Source organism: Paractinoplanes globisporus DSM 43857, assembly GCF_000379645.1.
GTDB classification, from domain to species: domain Bacteria; phylum Actinomycetota; class Actinomycetes; order Mycobacteriales; family Micromonosporaceae; genus Actinoplanes; species Actinoplanes globisporus.
Window position 1 is genome coordinate 42,606 of the sequence record NZ_KB903325.1, and the last position, 21,487, is coordinate 64,092.

Genomic DNA, 21,487 nt, shown 5'->3' on the forward strand with positions numbered 1-21,487 from the left:
GAGCCCGGGGGAGGGCTCGACCGCGGTGCTCTGAAAATTATTCACGTTGCGGCTGTCCACTGTAGGCGACTCCGGGGCCGGTTTGTTGTTCCGGGTCGCAACAAACGCGTTTCCGGGCCTGGAGTAACGTGATGCCACTCACTCACGTGACTAGCGGGGCAAATCCGGCAATCGACCGATGTTACTGCACAGTACCGGAATCCACCTCTGATTTATCCTTGGGTGGTAGGGTCCGCCGACCTGAGGGGGCATCACTCGGTTTCCGGTGTGGCAGACCTCGACGAGCCTTGCCTGTACGTCAACGAGAGGTACGAAGTATGTCCGACTCCGCTGCCCTGATTCCGACGCAGGGTACGGACTACGCAGCCGCCCTCAGTGTGCCGCCGCTGGCCAACCTGCGGCGCCTCGGCGGTGAGATGTTCTCCTGGACCGACCGTGATCCTCATCGCGGCCCGGAGCTGCCCCGCGGGGCGGTGCTCCGTCACCTGATCGGGCAATTCGCCGGTCCCGGCCGCGCCGTCCTGGTCGCCGGCCCCACCGACGACGATCTGGTCGCCGCTCTGGTCGACGCCGGCGCCACTGTCACCTGGCTGCTGCGTTCGCTCGTCGACGCGGACGAGGTGGCCCGCGCCCACCCCGCGGTCACCGTGCTGGCCGGCGCCGCGGTCAAGGTCGACCCGGCCGAGCGATTCGACCTGGTCGTGGCCGTCGACGGGGTCGACCGGCTCAACTCGGTCGAGGGCGAGCAGATGTCCGCGGCCGAGCTCATCGACCGCCTGGCCGAGGCGGTGCGGCCCGACGGCGTACTGCTGCTCATGCACGACAACCACCTCGGCCTGCACCACACGGTCCGGCTGGCGCCCGGGGGGCGCGAGGCGCAGGACGCGGCGTGGTACCCGCTGGACGACTACGACACGCACCGCCCGGCCTCCCGCGAGCAGCTGGTCGACCGGCTCGCCGGCTCGGGACTGGTGGTCGACGCGGCCTACGCCGCGTTCCCCGAGCCGACCACGCCGACCGTGCTGATCGGCCCGGGCCTGCTCGGCAACGTCTCCTCCCCGCTGCGTCCGCGGCTCGGCACGGCGGTGTCGAGCGCGCTGGCTGCCGGCTTCCGCGGCCGTCCCGTGCTCAGCGACCCGCGCCGGCTGGCCGTCCGGGCCCTGCGCGCCGGGGCCGAGGACACGCTAGCGCCGGGTTGGCTGGTTGTCGCCCGGGCGCCCGGAACGGCCGCCGTGCCGGCCGTCGAGAGCCATGACCTTCTGGTCGGCGACTCCCGCGGCACCTTCGCGTACGAGGTGAGCGTCGCCGCCGGCGGTGAGGTGCGCACCACCGTTCTCCAGCCGCTGGAGCACCCGATCGAGCGGGAGGGCCTGCGCCGGATCGCCGAACCGTCCGCCGCCGGGACCGCCTCCGGTTACGTACTCGAGGAGCGTCTGCTCCACCTGTGCGCCACCGCCGACCTGCGGCACATGCGGATCGAGCTGACCCAGTTCGAGTCGTGGCTGCGTAGTCAGGCCGTGGACGGCACGCTCGCCGGCCCGGTGGCGCTGGCCGGTCTCGCCGACGTCTTCGTCACCCCGGACGGCCCGGCCCTGCTGCCCACCCGATGGGAGCCGGTCGAGCCCGTGGCGTACGAGATCGCCCTGGTCCGTACGTTCTGGGATTTCGCGGTGCAGCTGATCACCTCGGCCCTGCCGCACCCGTGGCCGATCACCTCGAACGCCGTCGACCTGACCGCGATCCTGCTCGGCATGGTCGCGCACGGGATGACCGACGAGGAGGTCCGCGCCGCCGTCGAGCTGCACGTCCGGCTGGAGACCGCCGAGTACGAGCTGACCCTCGACGACCAGCAGCAGCGCCTGCTGGCGTTGCTCGCGGTCACGGCGGGCACGGGCCCGGTCGACATCCCGGGCTACCGGGAGCTGACCGAGGCGCTCTGGCGGCAGCGGTACGAGGCCAGCCACCTGCTCGCGATGATGGAGTGGACCGAGCAGATCATCGAGTCGCGGGACAAGACGCTCAGCCGGCTCGACCTGCAGATCCAGTTCTACCGCAAGGGCTGGACGGGTCGCGCGGTCATGGCCGGCCGAGCGGCGTACCGCGCAGCCCGCCGAGACAGCGGAAAGGCCCTCCGCCGCCTTCGAAAAGGTTGACGGAGGGCTGAGCTGGCTGGCTCCGCTTCGCTCCGCGGGCGATCGCCCCTTTTACGCTGATGAGGAGTCAGGCGATTTCCCGGCGCCGCAAACCCCGCGGCGACGGAAAATCGACTGCCTCCTCATCAGCGGGGCGATCGCGGGCAGTTCCATGGTTCCGCGTCACCGGAAAGAGGGCAGTGACCAGGGCGGGTCAGATGAGGTCCCAGGTCAAGGGGGTGCCCTTTTCGGCGTCGGTGGTGAAGGTGCGGCCGAGGACTGCGCCGATGGCGTCGGGGTCGAGGCCGCCGGTGGGGCGGATCGAGCGGACGTTTTCCGGGGTTACCCGGTCGCCGGCCTTGACGTCGGTGACCACGTAGAGCGAGCGGCGGAAGCGCAGGCCCTCCTTCTCGGCCTCGGTCGGGCCGATGTGCGTGGTGCCGAGCGCCTGCCAGGCCCGTTCCGACTCCTCGCGGAGCAGCTTGAGCTCGGCCGGGTTGAGCGAGAAGGCCGAGTCGACGCCGCCGTCGGCCCGGTCGAGCGTCACGTGCTTCTCGATCAGGCAGGCGCCGAAGGCCACCGCGGCGACCGGCACGCCGATGCCGAGCGTGTGGTCGCTGAGGCCGATCGGCAGCTCGAGCATCTGGGCCAGCACCGGGATGCGGCGCAGGTTTGTCGCCTCCGGCGGCGCGGGGTAGGAGGCCGTACAGCTGAGCACGGTCACGTCGGTGGCGCCGGCGCCCTGGGCGGCCTCGACCGCGGCCGCGATCTCCTTGACCGACGCCATGCCGGTCGAGATGATCACCGGTTTGCCGGTGCTCGCGCACATGCGGATCAGCGGGAGGTCGGTGATCTCCGACGAAGCGATCTTGTACATCGGCGCGTCGAGCTTTTCCAGCAGGTCGATGGCGGTGCGGTCGAACGGGCTGGAGAACGGCGTGATGCCCCGCTCGCGGGCCCGGTCGAAGATCGGCTGATGCCACTCCCACGGCGTGTGCGCCCGCTCGTACAGCTGGTAGAGGTATTCGCCGCCCCAGAGCTCGTGACCCTTGGAGAGCTGGAACCGCTCGTGCTTCACGTCCACGGTCATGGTGTCCGCGGTGTACGTCTGGATCTTGATCGCGTCGGCGCCGGCGTCCGCCGCGGCGTCGACCAGCGCCAAGGCCCGGTCGAGGGAGCCGTTGTGGTTCCCGGACATCTCCGCGACGATGTACGGCCGCTTGTCGGGTCCGAACTGTGCCATTACTTACCTCTCTCGCTCCAGACGACCGCATTCATCTCGCCGTCGACGAGCCGGCCGCCCGGCCCACCGTATCCGGGTAGAGAGAGTACGCGGCGGCCGGAAGGGGGCCGTCCGGGCTTCCGGCGGCCTCGCCCGGCGACCCGGTAGCCGACCCTGAGCAGCGCGTACACCGGATAGGCGCCGGACGCCACCAGCTGGTGCTTCAGCCCGGTCATCCCGCTCGGTGGGAGGTGGCCGGCCGGGCGGTGCCGCCGGTACCGGTCGTACTGGTCGAAGGCCTCGAAGTGGCGATCGCTGCGGGTGGCCGTGATCGCGCCCGGGCGGCCGATGCGGTACTGGTGGCAGACCCGATCGAGCGCGGCGATCCGGCCGGCGGGCAGCCAGTCGTCGTTGTCCGGGCGGCGCTTCGCGGAGCAATTCCTCACGTTGCGGCCCTCGCGGCCGATCCAAGGGCCCGCAAAGGCTGGACGAGGAGGCTGACGGATGGGCGTGCTCTGGTCCCGGTTCACCGCCGCCTCCCGTCCGCTGCGCGTCTCCGCCCTGCTCACCGTGGTCGCGCTGGCCGGTTTCACGATCAACGCGATCCACCCGGTGCTGCCCTGGTTCCTGCTGTGGTTGCCGAGCATCACCGGCTCCGGACTCATGGTGATCAACTTTTCCCGTACGGCCCGGGCCGCGCACCTGCCCGCGCGGGCGAGCCGGTTCTGGCGACACATGTTCGTGGTGACGGTCCTGGTCGCCCTGGGCAGCCTGGCTCAGGCGTACGACATCATCACCACCGACGACCCGTCCGGCCAGCACGTCAGCCCTGGTCAGATGGTCTTCGACGGCCTCGCGATCGTCCTGATCATCTACGCCCTGCTGCGGCTGCCGTTCGGCCGGCAGAGCGTCGGCGAGCTGTTCCGGATCGTCCTCGACGCCGGCACCGTGATGCTGGCTTGCGCCGTTTTCGTCTGGCACTTCTCCACCCGGTACGCCCTCGCCCACAGCGACGCCCGGATCATCTACATCTCGCTGGCGCTCACCACGCTGGCCCTGCTCGCCGTCTTCGCGGTCGCCAAGGTCGTGCTGACCCGGCCGGCCGGGTTCCTCGACCGGGGCGCGCTGCGGATGATCGGCGCGAGCGTGCTGATCGGCGCGGTCGGACCCACCCTGCGGCCGATGATCGAGCCGGCCGACCCGCACCTGTTCCCCGACATCGTCACGATGCCGCTGATCTTCTTCTTCGCCTCGTGGGCCGCCGAGCGCCAGCGCCGAGCCGACTACCGCCCGCGCCGCGGCGTCCGCGAGCCCCGCCGTCGGTCGTTCAGCTTCCTGCCGTACGTGGCCATCGCCGCCGTCGACGGCCTGCTGCTCAGCGTCGCCCTGCCGGCGGCCGCGCCCGACCGCCAGGTCATCGTGATCAGTGCCGTGGTCCTGACCGCCCTGGTCCTGGTCCGTCAGATCACCGCGTTCCTCGACAACGGCCGCCTGCTCAACCGGCTCGACCACGGCGCCACCCACGACGCGCTCACCCAGCTGCCCAACCGCACGCTCTTCCACGAGCGGCTCGACAAGGCACTCAACGCGCCCGGCGAGCGCTCGGTCGCGGTCGCCCTCATCGACCTCGACGACTTCAAGGAGGTAAACGACACCCTCGGGCACGAGGTCGGCGACCTGCTGCTGATCGCGGTGGCCGAGCGTCTGAACGGCTGCATCCGGGTCGAGGACACCGTGGCCCGGCTCGGCGGCGACGAGTTCGTGGTGGTCCTCGACGGCGCCGACCCGATCGCGGCCGACCTCGCCGCCCAGCGCATGATCGACGCGCTGCGCCCGCCGGTCGTCGCCGACGGGCACGAGCTGCCGATCCGGGCCAGCATCGGCATCGCCGACGGCCGCTCCGGCGACGACCCCAGCCTGCTGCTCCGGCACGCCGACATCGCGATGTACGCCGCGAAGACCATCACGGGCACCGCGTGCCTGCATTTCACGCCGGACATGGCCCAGGCCGGGGCGGACAACGCCCACCTCGGCGCCGAGCTGCGCGAGGCCATCGACTCCGGGCAGCTGTTCCTGCTCTACCAGCCGATCGTGGCACTGCCGGACCGGCGGGTCATCGGGGCCGAGGCGCTGGTGCGCTGGGAGCACCCGGCGCACGGGACGATGGCGCCGCAGACGTTCATCCCGCTGGCCGAGCGCACCGGGCTGATCGTGCCGTTGAGCCGGTGGGTGCTGCGGACGGCGGTCAGCCAGCTCTCGGCGTGGACCTCGGCGCATGGCGACGACGCTCCGGCCGTACTCAATATCAATGTCTCTCCGCGGGACCTGCGCGAGCCCGGGTTCGCGGCCTCGGTCTCCGCTCTTCTGGCCGAGTACGGCGTGGCCCCGCACCGGATCACGCTCGAGGTCACCGAGTCGATGCCGGTCGACCCGCAAGAGTCGGCGCCGACGCTCTCGGCGCTGCGGTCCCTGGGCGTACGCGTCTCGCTCGACGATTTCGGGACCGGGCACTCGACGCTGACCATGCTGCACGACTGCCCGATCGACGAGCTGAAGCTGGACAGCTCCTTCACCCAGGCCGAGCCGGGCCGGGCGCCGGTGGCGGCGACCGTGCTTCGGGTGGCCGACTCGCTCGGGCTGCGGGCCATCGCCGAGGGCGTGGAGACGCCCGATCAGGCCGCGCGGCTGCACGAGCTCGGCTACCGGTCGGCGCAGGGCTTCCTCTTCGCCGAGCCGCTGTCACCGGAGGAGTTCGGCGATTTACTGACGTCCGCCCAAGCCGCCTGAAGCAACCCTGGGAGACTTCGACCACGTCCTATGGATGTGAAGGTTCTGACATCCATAGCGATCAGTGTCGTGGCGGCCGCCCTCGGAGTTGCCCCCACGCCGGCGTCCGCGGCGCCGCCCCCGCCTCCAGCCCCAGGCCAGTCCTACACGGTCACGCTGCTGACCGGTGACGTGGTGACCGTGAGCGGCGGACCGGGCGGATGCCCCGCGGTCTCGGTGCGCCCGGTCGCCAAGAGCGGCGTGCTCAACCGCAGCTGCGGGCCCGACGGCCACGTGCACGTCGTGCCGGCCCAGGTCGCGCCGCTGCTCGGCAAGGTCCTCGATCCCGACCTGTTCGACGTGACCACGCTGATCCTCGACGGTTACGACGACGCCCGCACCAAGGACCTGCCGCTCATCGTCCGCCCCGGCGCCTCGCCGGCTCGGCTGGCCGCAACCCCGCTGCTCGCCGGCTCCCGGTCGCTGCCGAGCCTCGGCGCGATCGCCGGCCGTCGCGCCAAGACCGACGGAGCCGCGCTGATCCGCTCGGTGTCGGCCGGCGCCGCCACCCTGCGCTCGGCCGCCCCGGCCGCGAAGATCTGGCTGGACCGGCCGGTGCGCGCCACCGCCCTCGACACCAACCTCATCCAGATCTCGGCGCCCCAGGCGTGGAAGGCCGGCTACACCGGTGTGGGCGCCAAGGTCGCCGTGCTCGACACCGGCATCGACGCCACCCACCCCGACCTCGCCGGCCAGATCGCCGAGACGAAGGACTTCACGGTCGACGGCGGCGACGCCGTCGACCACGTCGGTCACGGCACCCACGTGGCGGCCACGATCGCCGGCACCGGAGCCGCCTCGGGTGGCGCCCGCACCGGGGTGGCGCCGGGCGCGCGGCTGGTCGTCGGCAAGGTGCTCGGCGACGACGGCAGCGGCACCGACTCGCAGGTCATCGAGGGCATGGAGTGGGCCGCGACCCGGGCGCCGGTGGTGAACATGAGCCTCGGTGGCTGGGAGCCCAGCGACGGCAGCGACCCGCTCTCGCTCGCCCTCGACACGCTCTCCGGGCAGACCGGCACGCTCTTCGTGGTGGCCGCCGGCAACGACGGTCCCGGCGACAGCACCGTCTCCTCGCCGGCCGCGGCGGCCAGCGCGCTCACCGTCGGCGCGGTCGACGGCGACGACGTGGTGGCCGACTTCTCCAGCCGCGGGCCGCTGGTGGGCAGCCACGCCGCGAAGCCCGAGCTGGTCGCGCCCGGCGTCGACATCGTCGCCGCCCGCGCGGCCGGTACGACCGAGGGCCGGCCGATCGACGACCGGTACGTGGCCGCCTCCGGCACGTCGATGGCCACGCCGCACGTGGCGGCCGCGGCCGCGATCCTCGCACAGCGGCACCCGTCCTGGACCGGCGCGCAACTCAAGGCGGCGCTGATCGGGGCGGCCGATCCGATCGCCGGCGGCGACCCGTACACGAGCGGCGCCGGGCGGCTCAACGTGGCGCGGGCCCTCTCCGGCGTCGTGGCCGGGCCCGCGCTGAGCTGGGTGAACACCGGTGCCGCGCCGGCCGCCGTCGCGCTCGACGTCGCGGTTCGCGACCACAGTGGAGTGACCGCGCCGGCCGGTGCCGCCACCCTCTCGCAACGGCGGCTCACGCTCGCGGCCGGTGCCACGGGCGCGGTCACACTGAGCATCGATCGGTCCGGCCTGAAGCCCGGCTACTACAGCGCGTGGGTCACCGCTCGGGTCGGCGGCGCGGTGGTCACGCGTACCCCCATCGCTTTTGAAGTGGAGGCGCCGAGCCACGATCTCACCGTCGAGACCACCGCGATCCCGGGAACGCCCGCCGGGGCCGACGGGTACGTCATCCTGCAGGTCGTCAACCTCGACGACCCGGCCGTTTTCTCCGAGATCGACGGCGGCGACCCGGGCAGCACCATCACGGTCCGGGTGCCCGACGGGCGGTACAGCGTGATGGCGTCGTTCATGTCGTACACCGACGACGAGCAGTGGTCGGCCCTCGCCGGCGACCCCGACGTCGCGATCGGCGGGGACACGACGATGCGGCTCGACCTCTCGGCGGCCCGGCCGGTCACCGCGAGCGTGGCCGGGGTCGACACCACCCCGACCGCGATCGGGCTCACCTACTACCAGGCGGGCCGGCGCGGTCAGGCCTGGAACGACTTCGCGTTCGGCTGGGGCGATGCGGCGCGGAACGTCTTCGTCGTGCCCAACGACGGCGCGGCGATCGGCACCTTCCGCACCTACGGCGGGTTCGGGTTGCGGGCCGCGAACGGCGATGTCTACGACCTCGTCCACGCGTACGGCAACGGGATCCCGGCCGATCCGGCCTACCGGGTCGGCCCGGCCGAGAAGGCCGGCCTGGCCCGCATCGACCAGCACTTCCACCAGGTCGACATCCCCGACTCGGTCACCGGGCACAAGCGGTACGGCTTCAGTCCCGAGGGCATGTTCGTCGCCGAGAACGAGACCGATGACGTCAGCGGGTACCGCACCGACTACGTCACGCCCGGGGTCACCTGGATCGACGAGGCGTTCTGGAACGGGGTCGTCAGCCAGGAGGGCCTGCGCACCTACCGGTCCGGCAGCCGGCAGGAGAAGACGTGGCTGCGGCAGCCGCTGCGCTCCGACTTCTTCGACGACCCGGCCGGCTCGCCGAGCGGGTGCGTTCCGGCGCAGCCGTCGCGCACCAGCGGAAACATGCATGTCGAGCTGGTGACCCTCGTCGACCGGCACGGCCGTTTCGACTGCCTGCAGGGTGGTTTCGGCCTCGACCTGGGCGTCACTCTGAGCCTCTCCCGCGACGGCCGGCCAATCGGCGAGGTGAACGACTCGATCGCCGACTTCGCCGTTCCGAAGCAGGCCGGGGCGTACCGGCTGACCTTCGACGTCGACGCGAGCGGGGCGCTGCCGGTCTCCACCCGGACGACGACACAGTGGACGTTCCGCTCGTCCGGCCCGTCCGGCACGGGTAGCACTCCGCTGCCGCTGCTGTCCGTCGACTACAACCTGCCGCTGGACGCGGCCAACCACCCGCTCGCTTCCGGCCAGGCGACGTTCTCGGTGCTTCAATCCCAGGGTGTACGCCCGCAGGTGGTCACCGACTTCAAGGTCTCCGTCTCCCTTGACGGCGGCGCCACGTGGCTCCCGGCGGCGGCGCGGCGGACCGCTGCGGGCGTCTACCGCGCCCAGCTGCCGCAACCGGCCGCCGGCCAGACCGTGTCGCTGCGCGTAGCGGCCACCGGCAGCGCCGGCAGCGGCATCGAGCAGACCATCATCGACGCCTACCGAGCCGCATGACCCGTCCCGCGCCCGGGAGCCGAGTCTCCCGGGCGCGGGACGGCCGTTCAATACGTGAGCGCTACGAGCTCTCGGAGCTGGTCGACGGCGGCCGGTGGGAGCTCGTGCGCGGCGGCGGCGACCACGCCGGCGCGGAGCAGGTCGTAGATCTCCTCCTGAGCCTCGTCGGGCAGGTCGGGGATCCACAGGTTGCCGAGGTTCTCGTCGACGATCGTGCGCAGCCATTCGGCGGTCTTCTCGTCGGCGAGGCGGGGGATCAGGTATTCGAGGGTCCAGTCGAAGAGGCCACCCGAGGACTGCCAGTCGCGGTCGGGGCGAACCATGATCAGCGCAGCCATGTGTGCCCCAAGGTGAAGACGCGCGGGCCCAGCCGGTGGCCCCCGATGAACGATTCGACGGTCTCGGCCTGTGCGCGGGTGAACAGGGAGACGTCGACCGGGACGATGTCGGCCTTGCGCAGGTGCAGCAGGATCTGCTCGGAGAAGCGCCGCCACTGCTGATCGAAACGGCCGGCCGCGAACGGTCCGACCGCGTCGTACGACACTCCATATTGGTCGAACCAGTCGGCGCGGGACCATCGCGGTGCGCGGGTCAGGCGTACGCCCAGGGTGGTCTCGATCAGCACCGCCGTCTCCGACTCGTTCGGGCGGAACCGCCCGGTTGCCGCGTCCAGCCCGAGCAGCCAGACCCGCTCGCGCTCCGCCACCAGCCCCGCCCGGCTGGCGGCGGCCGGTGGCAGAAGCGCCGCCGGCGAAACCGTTGCGGCCCGGCCGTTGAACGTCAACGGCAGAGCCAGGGTAAAGGTCGACAAGTCCGGTCACCTCCCGTCAGTCAGCGATTCACCCGTTCCGGTCGATGCGCCCCCGGCTCCCGGGGACGCGGCACTCTCGGTGTCACGATCACGGCGTTCCCGCCCTGCCCGACGCCCGCGTACAGCTCGGGCCGGACCCCGCGCAAGGCGACCCCGTGCACGAGCCCGGCCCCGGCGGCCGTCGCGAGGGCGGCCGGCGCGAACCACACGAGGGTCGAGTCGGGCGGCACCCCGAGCAGCGACGGGATGTTCCAGAACGCCAGGTAGCACAGCGTGCCGAGGCCCACTGTGGACAGGATCGGGGCGAGGAACCGGCCCCACGTGCCCTCGCCGTTGGGCACGCGGTTGAGGTGCAGCAGCGCGGCGAGCGCGGTGGCCAGCAGCAGCACGAGGACGCCGAGGCCGCCGACGACGCTGAGGCGGTGCGCGACCACCGCCGGCGATCGGACACCGGCGAGGGCGGCCGCCGCGAGGACGACCCCGGCGATCAGCGACTGGGTGAGCGAGGCGGTGCGCGGCGCCCAGGTGCGGCGGGCGACCCGGCCCAGCGGCGCGGGCAGCACGTGCTCGCGGGCCAGGGCGTACAGGTAGCGGGCGATCGCGTTGTGCAGGGCGAGCGCGGCGGCGACCAGGGCAGCGAGGAGCACTATCCGGCCGGTGGTGACGGCCCACGGCGCCAGGCGGGCGCCGGCGAGGTCGAACAACAGCTCCGAGCCGCGGGCCCGGGCGAGCGCGGTGACCTGGCCGGGGTCGGCCCCGACACTCACCGACCATGAGGCGAAGATCAGAACAAGGGCAAGGACAACAATCGACGCGTACGTGGCATGGCCCGCTTCCCGCCGCGGTCGCATCGTCTCCTCCGCGTACGTTCCCGTGGTCTCGAAGCCGACGAAGGCGAGCGCCCCGACCGCGAGGAGCAGGCCGAGCGTGGGCCGGTCGATCGCCGGCGCCGGCACGATCGAGTCGCGCGGGAACCGGTCGCCGGCCGGGCCGATGACGCTGGCGGTCGCGTAGCCCACGGCGACCGCGATCTCGGCCAGCACGAGCAGGGCCAGCAGGCCGCTGAGGATCTCGACGCGGACCGTGCCGAAGACCGCGACGATCAGCCAGCAGCCGGCGGCGACCGCCCACCAGGGCGCCTCGACGCCGAACCAGCTGTGCAGCAGCGGCGCGGCCGCGACCCCGGCGACGCCGTAGATGCCCAGCTGGAGGGCGTGGTAGGAGGCGAGCGCGAGCCAGGCCGCGGCGACCCCGCACGGGCGGCCGAGGCCGCGCGAGATGTAGGCGTACAGGGCGCCGGCATAGGGGGCGCGGTGGGCCATGGCGGCGTACCCGGCCGCGAGGAACAGCAGGACGACCGCGACGGCGGCGAAGGACAGCGGCACGAGCGGCCCGCCGCCGCGGGCGTAGGCGGCGGGCACGACGGTGATCAGGACGAGAAGGGGAGCGGCGGCCGCGATCGCGAAGAACGTCACGGCGGTCGCGCCGATGCGGGCCGTGCTCAGACCGGCGCCCGATCTCTCGGAGGGCGCGGAGAACCCGAGCGCCTCCGGGGGCGGCGGAGGATCTTCGAGTGTGCCCACGGATCCATTGAGCCTCATGGGGTAGGCATCTGACAACTACCCGTATCGACTCACTCACTTTCGGTCATAGGGTTGGCATAAAGTGGCCCCGACCTCAGGGTTCGATGAGGATTTTCCGACCCTCGCCCCGACGGAACTGATCGAGCGCGGTCGCGTACGAGGTCAGCGGGAGTCGGTGAGAGACAAATATCGATGGGTCGAGGACTCCGGCGGCGAGCATCTGCCCGGCGCGGTCGAAGCTGTGCAGCACGGCCATCGACCCGGTGATGGTGATCTCCCGCCGATAGATCTCGTACGGTTCGATCGCCACCCGGGCGTCGTAGCTCGCCACCCCGAACTGCAGGAAGGTGCCACCCCGACCGACGCGCCCCAGTCCATCCCGAATGGCGGCCTCTGCCCCCGTACAGTCGATGACGACATCGAAACCGCGTGGCGCGACCAGTTCGTCGGCCGATGTGACGGCTGCGGAGCAGCCGAGCCGGGACGCCGTGGCCAGGCGCTCGGGATTGAGATCCACCACGGACACCGACTCGGCTCCCGACCGCTTCGCGAGCTCGAGCATCATCAGGCCCATCGTCCCGGAGCCGTAGATCAGGTACGACGAGGCCAGCAGCCGGGGCAGCACGTCGAAGCCGCGCACGGCGCAGGAGAGCGGCTCGATCAGCGCCGCGTCCCGCGCCGCCAGCGTCGGCGGGAGCTTGAACAGGTTGGCCATCGGCGCCGCGACGAATTCCGCCGCGCCGCCACTGACCGTGACGCCGATCGCGGCCCAGTTCTCGCACTGGTTGCCGCGGGCCCGCTTGCAGTAGTAGCAGTGACCGCAGTACAGCGACGGGTCGACGGCCACCTGGTCACCGACCGCGTAACCGGTGACCGCCGACCCGACCGCGACGATCTCCCCCGCCATCTCGTGCCCGGGCACGATCGGGAAGGCGGGGGCGAACTCACCGTCCATGATGTGCAGGTCGGTGCCGCAGATGCCGACCGCCGCCGGCCTGACCACGACCTCGGCCGGTCCCGGAACGGGGTCCGGTACCTCCTCGATCGCGATCGTCCCGGGGGTGACGACGACGGCTGCTTTCACTTGACGGCTCCCATCGACAGGCCGCGGACCAGCTTGTTCTGCGCCACCCAGCCGGCGATCAGCACCGGCAGCGAGACCAGGGTGGCCGCGGCGCACAGCCGGGCCAGGAAGAGCCCCTCGGACGAGATGAACCCGACCAGGAAGATCGGCGCGGTGCCGGCCGCGGTCGCGGTCAGGTTCACGGCCAGGAAGAACTCGTTCCAGGCGAAGATGAAGCAGATCAGCGCGGTCGCGGCGAGGCCGGGCGAGACGATCGGCATGATGATCTTCCGGATCGAGGTGGGCAGCGACGCGCCGTCCACCTCGCCGGCCTCGAGCACCTCGCGCGGCACCTCCAGCAGGAACGACCGCATCATCCAGACCGCGAGCGGCAGGTTCATCGACGTGTAGAGGATGACCATGGTCCAGATGTTGTCGAGCATCCCTAGATGCTTCGCCAGAAGATAGATCGGTAGCAATGCCGCGACGGCCGGCATCATCTTGGTGCTGATGAAGAAGAACAGCGAGTCGGTCCACTTCGCGACCGGCCGGATCGAGAGGGCGTACGCGGCGGGCGTGGCCAGCAGGATCACCAGCAGCGTGGAGAAGATGCTGGCCATCAGCGAGTTGAGCAGGAACGGCGTGATGTTGCGGTCGAAGACCTGCGCGTACTGGTGGAGGGTCGGCGTGAAGACCCAGGACGGTGGGTTGCTGGCGGCGTCCTGCTCCTGCTTGAAGCTGGTCAGCACCATCCAGATCACCGGGAAGACGAAGATGATCCCGGCGATCCAGGCGACGGTGCCCCAGATCGTGTTGCTCAGGCGCTTGTTCATCGGCCCTCCTCCATCCGGAACAGGCTGGAGATGACCCGCAGCGCGAACGTCGCCACGATGATCGTCAGGATCACCACAACCACGCCGGCCGCCGACGCCTCGCCGTACTCGAACTTGCGGAACGTGGTCAGGTAGATCTCGTACGGCAGGTTGGTGGTTGCCGTGCCGGGTCCGCCCTGGGTGATGCTGAAGATCGCGTCGAAGGTGTTGACCAGGTAGATCGAGCCGAGCAGGCCGCCAAGCTCGAGGTACTGCCGCAGGTGGGGCAGGGTCATCCGGCGGAAGATCTGCCAGGCGTTCGCGCCGTCGACCCGGGCCGCCTCGAGCACCTCGGACGACTGCGACTGCAGGCCGGCCAGCAGGATCAGCATCATGAACGGCGTCCACTGCCAGACCAGCGTGGTGATCACGGCGGCCTTGGGGTATGACGAGATCCAGTCGGTCGAGCCGCCGAAAATCCCATTGATCAAGCCGTACGCCGGGTTGAAGATCGCGTGTTTCCAGAGGAGCGCCGCCGCGATCGGCATCACCAGGAACGGTGTGATCAACAGAGTCCGGACGACCGGTCGCCCGATGAAGCTGCGGTCGAGCAGCAGGGCCAGCACCAGGCCCAGGATCATCGAGAAGATCACCGCGCCGGCCGTGAGGATCACCGTGTTGACCAGCGCCGCGCGCAGCCGGTCGTCGGTCAGCACGGTGACGTAGTTGTCGAGGCCGACGAACGGGTGATTGCCCGGCTTGAGCGCGTTCCAGTGCAGCGTGGAGAGGTAGAGGGTGTAGAGGAACGGGATCTGCGTGATGAGGATCGCGAAGATCAGGGCCGGCAACAGGGGAGCCCGGCGTATCCAGCGCTCTTTCCTTGGGGTCGGCCGGACGGGCGGCTGGATCCGCACGTCCGGCCGGGTGACCGTGGTGGTCATCTACTTGTAGTTCTTCGCCACGTCTTCGGCCTGCTTCTGACCGTCGGCGAGGGCCTTGTCGACGGTCGTGCTGCCGGCGATGGCGGCGCTCACCTCCTGCGACACCTTGGTGCCCAGGTCGGAGAACTCGGGGATGCCGACGTACTGGACGCCGAGCGCCGGCCGCGGCTGCAGGCCCGGGTTCTGCGGGTTGGCGTGCTCGATCGAGCCGAGCGTCACGTCGGCGAACGCCTTGGCCGAGTCCTTGTACTCGGGGATCGAGTACGTCGACGTGCGCTTGCCGGACGGCACCCGCGACCAGCCGAGCTTCTCGCCGACCAGCTTCTCGTAGTCCTTGCTGGTCGCCCACGAGATGAACTTCCAGGCCGGGTCCGCCTTCTTGGTGGTCTTGGGCATCGCCCACGCCCAGGTCCACAGCCAGCCGGAGTACTCGGTCTTGTTCACCGGGGCGTAGACGTAGCCGACCTTGCCGGACACCTTGCTGGCCTTCGGGTCCTCGAGCGTGCCCGCGGCCGAGGTGGCGTCGTACCACATGGCCGCCTTGCCCTGGCCGAACGTGTTCAGGCACTCGGTGAAGCCGGCCTGCGGCGCGCCGGACTCGCCGTACTTCTTCACCAGGTCGACGTAGAACTGGGTGGCCGCGGTGAACTCGGGTGCGTTGACCTTGGGCGTCCAATCCTTTTCGAACCAGGTTCCGCCGTACGTGTTGACGACCGTCGTCAGCGGCGCGAAGAGCTCGCCCCAACCGGGCAGGCCGCGCAGGCAGATGCCGGCCACGCCCTTGCTCTTGTCGTTGAGCTTGGCGGCGAAGTCGGCGACCTGGGCCCAGGTCGGGTGGTCGGGCATGGTCAGGCCCTTGGCCGCGAACAGGTCTTTGTTGTACATGAGGAACGAGGACTCGCCGTAGAACGGCGCCGCGTACATCTTCCCGTCCTCGCCGCTGACCGCCTGGACCATCGGCTTCAGCAGGTCGGCCGCGTCGTAGCTCGCGTCCGCCTGGGCCTGCGTCGACAGCTCGTGCAGCCAGTTGTTCTTCGCCCAGATCGGCACCTCGTACGCGCCGACCGTGGCGACGTCGTACTGCCCGCCCTGGTTGGCGACGTCCTGGGTGACTTTGTCGCGAAGCTCGTTCTCCGGGAGGATCGTGAACTTCACGGTGATCCCGGTCTGCTTGGTGAAGTTGTCGGCGGTCAGCTTCTGGATGTCCTCCATCTGCGGGTTGCCGACCATCAGGGCGGTGATGGTGTTGTCACTGCCACCGCCGCCGCTGCTGCCGCCGGTCGAGCCGGCGCCCGAGCAGGCGGTGGTCAGGAATAGGAGAGCGGTCGCCGCTATGGCGAGTTTTTTGGGCATGGTGGAACCTCCGTTTTATTCGAAAACGGCTGGGGGAAAGCGATTTCCGTGCTAGACCCGGATGACCTGCGGTCCGAGCCTCGCGTAGCGGTGCGCCTCGGAAAGCGGAAGCGCGGTGTCCGTGATCAGGGTTTCAAATTCGGCTATCTCGGCGAATTTGCAGAACGTGCGGACGCCGAATTTCGTGTGTATGCCGACGAAGACCCGCCGCCGGGACGAGCGGACGGCGTGCGCCTTGATGTCGGCGACCGCCGGGTCAGGAGTGGTCAGTCCGGACTCGCGGGAGATCCCGTTGGCGCCGACGAAGGCCAGATCGATCACGAAGCCGGCGAGCATGCCGGCCGCCCAGTGGTCGACGGTGGCCAGCGTCCGGCCGCGCACCCTGCCCCCGAGCAGCAGCACGGTGGCCGGGGTCGACGCGGCCATCCAGGCCGCGGTGTTCAGCGAGGCGGTCACCACGGTGAGCGGCCGGTCGGTGGGCAGCGCCTCGGCGATGAGCTGGGGGGTGAAGCCCTCATCGATGAAGATCGTCTCGGCGTCGCCGATGAGGCTGACCGCGGCGGCCGCGATCCGGCGCTTCTCCGGCACTCCGCGGGTGGTGCGGATGGCCAGGTCGGTCTCGAATTTCGCGGTCTCCACCGGGTACGCGCCGCCGTGCGTGCGCCGGATCAGGCCGTGCTTTTCGAGCAGCCGCAGGTCGCGTCGAATTGTTTCGGCGGAGACGTTGAGTTCCGCGGCGAGCTTGGCGACATTGACCTCGCCGTGCCGGCGGGCCAGCGCGACTATCTGATGGTGCCGCTCGTCCGCATTCAACTCCGCACCTCCCGTCCAACCGCCCCGCGACCTGGATTAACCGTGGACTATTTGTAACACCGGGGAAATCGTGTGGCCCGCATCACCGTTCTGGCAAGTGCGTGACATCCTTGCCCGGTTACCCGGTCGTGCCGCACATCGTATAACGGCTTAAGATCGGGTAAAACAGACAAATCATCTGACCGTTTCCGACGGAAACGTGCCCACTTCATGCCCGGCGATGTCCGCTCGGGCGGCCAAGCTTTCTCTCAGGTGGCCTCCGCCACGGCCGACTTGGATGCCGTGCTAGCGACTCAGCAACTGACGGAGTTCCTGTCCGTGGTCGCGGACCGCCCCGACGGTCCGGCCGCGCAATACGCTGCCGTCGACTGCGCCGCCCGCGCGCTCCACGCCGACGTGGCCGTGCTGCTGATCGACGACGGGGTGGCCGCGGCGGTCGGCCTCGACGCCGGCGACGTTCCCGCGTACGCCCTCGGGGAGGTCGCCGCCGGCCGGCGGAGCACACTCGACGTGGCCGGTGTCCCGCACGCGGTCACCTTCGCGACCATCGGTGGCGGCGCCGCGGGGCTGCTGGTCCTCGGCCGCCGCGGGGAGACGCCGTTCACGGTCGAGGAGGTCACGCTGCTGCGCGGCATGGCCCGCGTGCTGGAGCTCAGCCTCAACTCGCTGCAGATGTTCGAGTCCGAGCGGCGCTACGCCGAGGAGAACGACCGCCTGCTCGACTCCCTGCAGCAGCGCCAGCTGCTGTTCGAGAAGCTGACCGAGATCCAGCGGGCCATCGCCCGCCGCCACCCGCTCGACCGGATCTTCGAGATCGTCACCACCGCGGCCCGCGACCTGCTCGGCAGCGACATGTCCAGCCTCAACCTGATCAACCGGGACGACCCGACCACCGGTGGCGTGGCCGCCGCGAGCGGCGTGCCGTCCGAGTTCGTCAGCCGCATGCAGCGCACGCCGCTGGCCGCCGGCGGCGCCTCCGGCCTGGCCATCCTCGGCGACGAACTGGTGATGGTCGAGGACTACGCGGTGTCGCCGATCGCCCTTCCCGCGATGACCCGGGCGCAGCTGCGCTCGGTGATGTCGACCCCGGTGCACGAGAACGGGCGGCCGGTCGGCAGCCTCACCGTCGGCATGTTCAGCGGGCCGCGCGACTGGGACAAGCCCTCCCAGGAGATGCTGAAGGCGTTCGCCGAGCACGTCAGCCTCGCGCTCACCGACGCGCGCACGCTGGAGGCGATGAACCAGGCGTTCCTCGACTCGCTGACCGGCCTGCCCAGCCGGGCCCTGTTCCAGACCCGGCTGGAGGACACGCTGGCCGGCGAGGACGAGGGGATGGCCGTCCTCTTCATCGACCTCGACCGTTTCAAGATCGTCAACGACTCGCTCGGCCACACGGCCGGCGACCACCTGCTGATGGGCGTCGCCGACCGGATCCGGGCCAGCCTGCGGGAGGGCGACACCGCCGCCCGCCTCGGCGGCGACGAGTTCGCGGTGCTGCTGCCCGGACTGTCCTCTGCGGACGACGCCGAGCCGGTGGCCGTGCGCCTGCTCGAACAGCTCCGGGCGCCGTTCGACCTCAACGGCTCCGAGGCCTACGTCAGCGCGAGCATCGGTGTCGCGTACAGCCGGCCCGGCGAACACAGTGCCCAGGAGCTGCTGGTCGACGCCGACCTGGCGATGTACCAGGCGAAGAAGCACGGCAAGGACAAGTTCGAGCTGTTCGAGCCGGCGATGCGGGCCGAGTTCCAGGCCACCATCGACCTCGAGGCCGACCTGCGCCGCGCGGTCGTGCGGCACGAGTTCGAGCTGCGCTACCAGCCGATCGTGCACCTGACCACCGGCGACATCACCGGAGTCGAGGCGCTCATCCGCTGGCAGCACCCGACCCGCGGGGTCGTGCCGCCGGCCGACTTCATCCCGCTGGCCGAGGAGACCGGCCTGATCGTGCCGATCGGCGAGTGGGTGCTGCGTGAGGCCACCCAGCGCGTGTCCGAGTGGAACAAGCGCCGCCCCGGCCGACCGCTGACGGTCAGCGTGAACATCTCGGCGGTGCAGCTCGAGCAGTGCGTGCTGCCGCAGGTGGTGCAGTCGGCGCTGGACGCGAGCGGCCTGCCCGCCGATCGCCTGATCCTCGAGCTGACCGAGTCGCTCCTGGTCGACCACCGCACGGCGACTCTCCGCCGGCTCGAGGCGATCAAGGCATTGGGCGTACGCCTGGCCATCGACGACTTCGGCACCGGGTACTCGTCGCTGGCCTATCTGCGGCGGTTCCCGGTCGACATCATCAAGATCGATAAATCCTTCGTGGACGACGTGGTGGACGAGCCGACGGCGGCCGCCCTCACCCACGGCATCATCCAGCTGGGCCGGGCCCTGCAGCTGTCGACGATCGCCGAGGGCATCGAGCACGCCGGCCAGCTGAGCTCCCTGGCCGGCGGCAACTGCGAGCTCGGGCAGGGCTACTACTTCGCCGAGCCGCTCACTCAATCGGCCCTCGACGACCTCCTGTTCCCGGTCCACGTCCCGGGCGAGTGTGAGTGATCAGGGCAGGTACGTCACCTCCGGGAAGGCGGGGCTCGGGCCGCTCAGCAGGCGGCTCGGGCGGTGGCGCAGGTGCCGGTCGAAGAAGGCCAGCGGGTACGCCTGCTGAATCGTGACGGCCCGGCCCGGGTCGAGCGTGCCGATCCACCCGCGCAGCTCGTCGTCGCTCATGCCGATCACCCGCGCCAGTTGCGGGAGAAGTGCCTGGTAGTCCGTGTACGAACGATGGACCGCACCGTCGGCCTGCACGTTCAGCCGCCACCCGCGCAGCTGCGACCAGAGCGCGGCGACGGCCGGCTCGGCGGCCCGGGTGAACTCGGCGGTCATCATCATGAGCGGCCGATCCAGCTCGCCGGCGACGGCCGGCTCCATCGGGCCGTCGAGGCTGACCCCGGCCCGGATCCGCCGGTCGGCGAACATCAGGTGCACGGTCGCCGTCCCACCCTTCGACCAGCCGAACATGCCGATCCGGCCGGGGTCGAGCGCGCCGCCCCCGATGTCGTCGAGGTGGTCGAGCACGAACCGGATGTCGGCGGCGAAGTCGTCGGGCCCGAGCGACTTGGCGGGGTCCTCGGACGGGACCAAAACCCGCCCGTCGGGAAACTCGACGAACGCGTCGTCGGTGTGGTCGACCGTGATCACCGCGTACCCGTGGCTGGCCAACTCCTGCACCGTGACCGTGGTGTCGGCGCGGTGATCGTGCGCGCCGTGCGAGAAGACGACGATCGGCAGCCGCTCGCGCGACGGCCGGAGCACCGGCGCGCCCGCGTGGCCGGCCGTCAGCGGGCTCAGGACCGCGTCGGCCGCAAAGCCCGCGGACACGAGCAGCTCCCGCAGGACGGCCGGCCGCATCCAGGGGACGACCGGATGCCGCCGGATGTCGCGGGCGGGATACCAGACGCTGGCCATCAGCTCGCGGCCGCGGGCGCGGTCGACGAGGTGCAGCTCTCGGGTGCCGATCGGAAAGGGCCCGGTGGGGGCGGGGAGGCGGAGCCGGGCCGGTGCGGCCGCGGCGCGGTCGGCCAGGCCCAGCGGCACGGCGGCGATCACGGCCAGCGCGGCGGAGGTGAAGCTTCGGCGTGAGAGGGTCTCCATACCCTCAGCGTATACGCCGAGTGTATATCCGGGAAGTATAGATCTTCATCAGCCGAAGAACTCCTGGATCTGGGCGAGCGTGAGGTAGCCCTGCTGCTCCAGCTCGGCCGGCGGCTCGGGCAGCGGTTTCGTGGTCACGGGCACGTCGGGGGCGTCGGAGGGCAGGGTTGGCACCGGCGGGGTCGGCGGCAGGCCGGGCATGGACATGGCCTGGCGGATCACCTCGAACATCGACAGCACCTCGACGGCGGCCCGGGTTGGCAGGTCGGCGCCGTCGACCGGCAGTGCGCAGGTGAAGTTGGCCCGCAGCCGGTCGCCGCAGCGGCGGATGTCGGCGCTGGGCCGCAGGTGGTCGAGCTTGCCCTCGGCGACTATGCCCAGCTCGCAGGCGATCAGGCCGGACTGCCCCCACCAGGAGCGCCAGGCCGGGTCGGCGTCGAGGGTGAGCGCCACGTGCCGCAACGCGATCATGAAGTCCTGCGGCGCGTGACCCTCGCCGGTGGTGCCCATGTGCGGATGCAGCCAGGAGCCGCCCCAGGCGGCGGCGTTGGAGCCGGTGCTGGTGCCGACCTCGGTGCGATGCTGCCAGTCGCCGCGGGTGGAGGTGCGGAAGGCCCGCTCGGCGACCGGGAGGAGCCCGTCGCCCGGCCGGTCGGCGTACGAGGCGAGCTGGGCGGGTGCGCGCAGGACGTGCCGGTACGCCCGAGCGCCGGCGGCGACGGCCGCGCAGCGTACGCCCAGAAAGGAGGCCCCGGACGGCGCCACCGCGCGAAAGTGGGCGGGCGTGTCCAGCGCGTGCAGCGCGCGGGCCAGGTGGTCGGCGAAGTCCCGGATGTCCGCGGCGCCGTGATCGGAGAGCTCATCGACCAGGCGGTCGACGTCGGCCGGGTCGGGGCCGAGCCGGTCGACCAGATCCCAGAACGTCTGCTCGTCCATGACGGCATGCTGTCACCACGACCGCGCCGGGGAGAGCAGGCCGACACGGCACGTTTGGGCGAATTGCACGATGAGCGCTTCGTCACGTCCGGGATAAAGAT

Annotated in this window: 16 protein-coding genes; 4 read left to right on the top strand and 12 right to left on the bottom strand. The window is 70.8% G+C overall.

Features of this window, described 5'->3' with window-relative positions:
* The first annotated feature begins 317 nt into the window (after positions 1-317).
* Complete coding sequence (locus A3CQ_RS0136210; protein ID WP_020515850.1) at positions 318-2,153, top strand: hypothetical protein; 1,836 nt, start codon at positions 318-320, stop codon at positions 2,151-2,153.
* 193 nt (positions 2,154-2,346) lie between these two features.
* Here the strand turns inward: A3CQ_RS0136210 and pseI are convergent, their stop codons facing one another.
* Positions 2,347-3,375 carry a pseudaminic acid synthase gene (pseI, locus tag A3CQ_RS0136215; RefSeq protein WP_020515851.1) on the bottom strand — a complete coding sequence of 343 codons (1,029 nt, stop codon included), beginning with the start codon at positions 3,373-3,375 and terminating at the stop codon, positions 2,347-2,349.
* Positions 3,375-3,800: a hypothetical protein gene (locus tag A3CQ_RS0136220; RefSeq protein ID WP_020515852.1), complete on the bottom strand. Its 426-nt coding sequence runs from the start codon at positions 3,798-3,800 to the stop codon at positions 3,375-3,377. Before A3CQ_RS0136220 ends, pseI begins: the two co-directional genes overlap by 1 nt.
* Before the next feature lie 58 nt (positions 3,801-3,858).
* On the opposite strand from A3CQ_RS0136220, the gene A3CQ_RS0136225 reads away from it, so the two are divergent.
* Both A3CQ_RS0136225 and A3CQ_RS0136230 read left to right on the top strand, forming a co-directional pair.
* Positions 3,859-6,141, top strand: a complete 2,283-nt coding sequence (locus A3CQ_RS0136225) for a putative bifunctional diguanylate cyclase/phosphodiesterase (RefSeq protein ID WP_020515853.1) — start codon at positions 3,859-3,861, stop codon at positions 6,139-6,141.
* A 69-nt stretch (positions 6,142-6,210) separates the two neighbouring features.
* Entirely contained in the window at positions 6,211-9,438 is a 3,228-nt protein-coding gene (locus tag A3CQ_RS0136230) for a S8 family serine peptidase (RefSeq protein ID WP_157296770.1), read from the top strand.
* 47 nt (positions 9,439-9,485) lie between these two features.
* Here A3CQ_RS0136230 and A3CQ_RS0136235 read toward each other — a convergent pair whose 3' ends face one another.
* The 8 genes from A3CQ_RS0136235 to A3CQ_RS0136270 all read right to left on the bottom strand — a co-directional run bounded on the left by A3CQ_RS0136235 (position 9,486) and on the right by A3CQ_RS0136270 (position 16,814).
* Positions 9,486-9,776, bottom strand: a complete 291-nt coding sequence (locus A3CQ_RS0136235) for a hypothetical protein (RefSeq protein ID WP_020515855.1) — start codon at positions 9,774-9,776, stop codon at positions 9,486-9,488.
* Positions 9,764-10,249, bottom strand: coding sequence for a hypothetical protein (locus A3CQ_RS0136240; protein WP_020515856.1), 486 nt, complete (start codon positions 10,247-10,249; stop codon positions 9,764-9,766). Before A3CQ_RS0136240 ends, A3CQ_RS0136235 begins: the two co-directional genes overlap by 13 nt.
* A gap of 20 nt (positions 10,250-10,269) precedes the next feature.
* Entirely contained in the window at positions 10,270-11,832 is a 1,563-nt protein-coding gene (locus A3CQ_RS0136245; protein WP_020515857.1) for an APC family permease, read from the bottom strand.
* Between the two features lie 94 nt (positions 11,833-11,926).
* The gene (locus A3CQ_RS0136250; RefSeq protein ID WP_020515858.1) at positions 11,927-12,916 is read right to left on the bottom strand and encodes a zinc-dependent alcohol dehydrogenase family protein; all 990 of its coding nucleotides are present in this window, start codon (positions 12,914-12,916) and stop codon (positions 11,927-11,929) included.
* Positions 12,913-13,728, bottom strand: a complete 816-nt coding sequence (locus A3CQ_RS0136255) for a carbohydrate ABC transporter permease (protein ID WP_020515859.1) — start codon at positions 13,726-13,728, stop codon at positions 12,913-12,915. Before A3CQ_RS0136255 ends, A3CQ_RS0136250 begins: the two co-directional genes overlap by 4 nt.
* Positions 13,725-14,648 (bottom strand): carbohydrate ABC transporter permease, encoded by a 924-nt coding sequence (locus tag A3CQ_RS0136260; protein ID WP_020515860.1) that lies wholly within the window; start codon positions 14,646-14,648, stop codon positions 13,725-13,727. The genes A3CQ_RS0136255 and A3CQ_RS0136260 overlap by 4 nt, the downstream gene beginning before the upstream one ends.
* Positions 14,649-16,001: an ABC transporter substrate-binding protein gene (locus A3CQ_RS0136265; RefSeq protein WP_020515861.1), complete on the bottom strand. Its 1,353-nt coding sequence runs from the start codon at positions 15,999-16,001 to the stop codon at positions 14,649-14,651.
* Between the two features lie 51 nt (positions 16,002-16,052).
* Complete coding sequence (locus A3CQ_RS0136270; RefSeq protein WP_020515862.1) at positions 16,053-16,814, bottom strand: DeoR/GlpR family DNA-binding transcription regulator; 762 nt, start codon at positions 16,812-16,814, stop codon at positions 16,053-16,055.
* Between the two features lie 252 nt (positions 16,815-17,066).
* Here A3CQ_RS0136270 and A3CQ_RS0136275 point away from each other — a divergent pair, with 252 nt between their 5' ends.
* Complete coding sequence (locus tag A3CQ_RS0136275) at positions 17,067-19,355, top strand: putative bifunctional diguanylate cyclase/phosphodiesterase (protein ID WP_020515863.1); 2,289 nt, start codon at positions 17,067-17,069, stop codon at positions 19,353-19,355.
* Here the strand turns inward: A3CQ_RS0136275 and A3CQ_RS0136280 are convergent, their stop codons facing one another.
* Together A3CQ_RS0136280 and A3CQ_RS59660 are read right to left on the bottom strand one after the other, a co-directional pair.
* Positions 19,356-20,450 (bottom strand): alpha/beta hydrolase family protein, encoded by a 1,095-nt coding sequence (locus A3CQ_RS0136280; protein WP_020515864.1) that lies wholly within the window; start codon positions 20,448-20,450, stop codon positions 19,356-19,358.
* A gap of 48 nt (positions 20,451-20,498) precedes the next feature.
* Positions 20,499-21,386: a DUF4240 domain-containing protein gene (locus A3CQ_RS59660; protein ID WP_020515865.1), complete on the bottom strand. Its 888-nt coding sequence runs from the start codon at positions 21,384-21,386 to the stop codon at positions 20,499-20,501.
* Between the last annotated feature and the right edge of the window lie 101 nt (positions 21,387-21,487).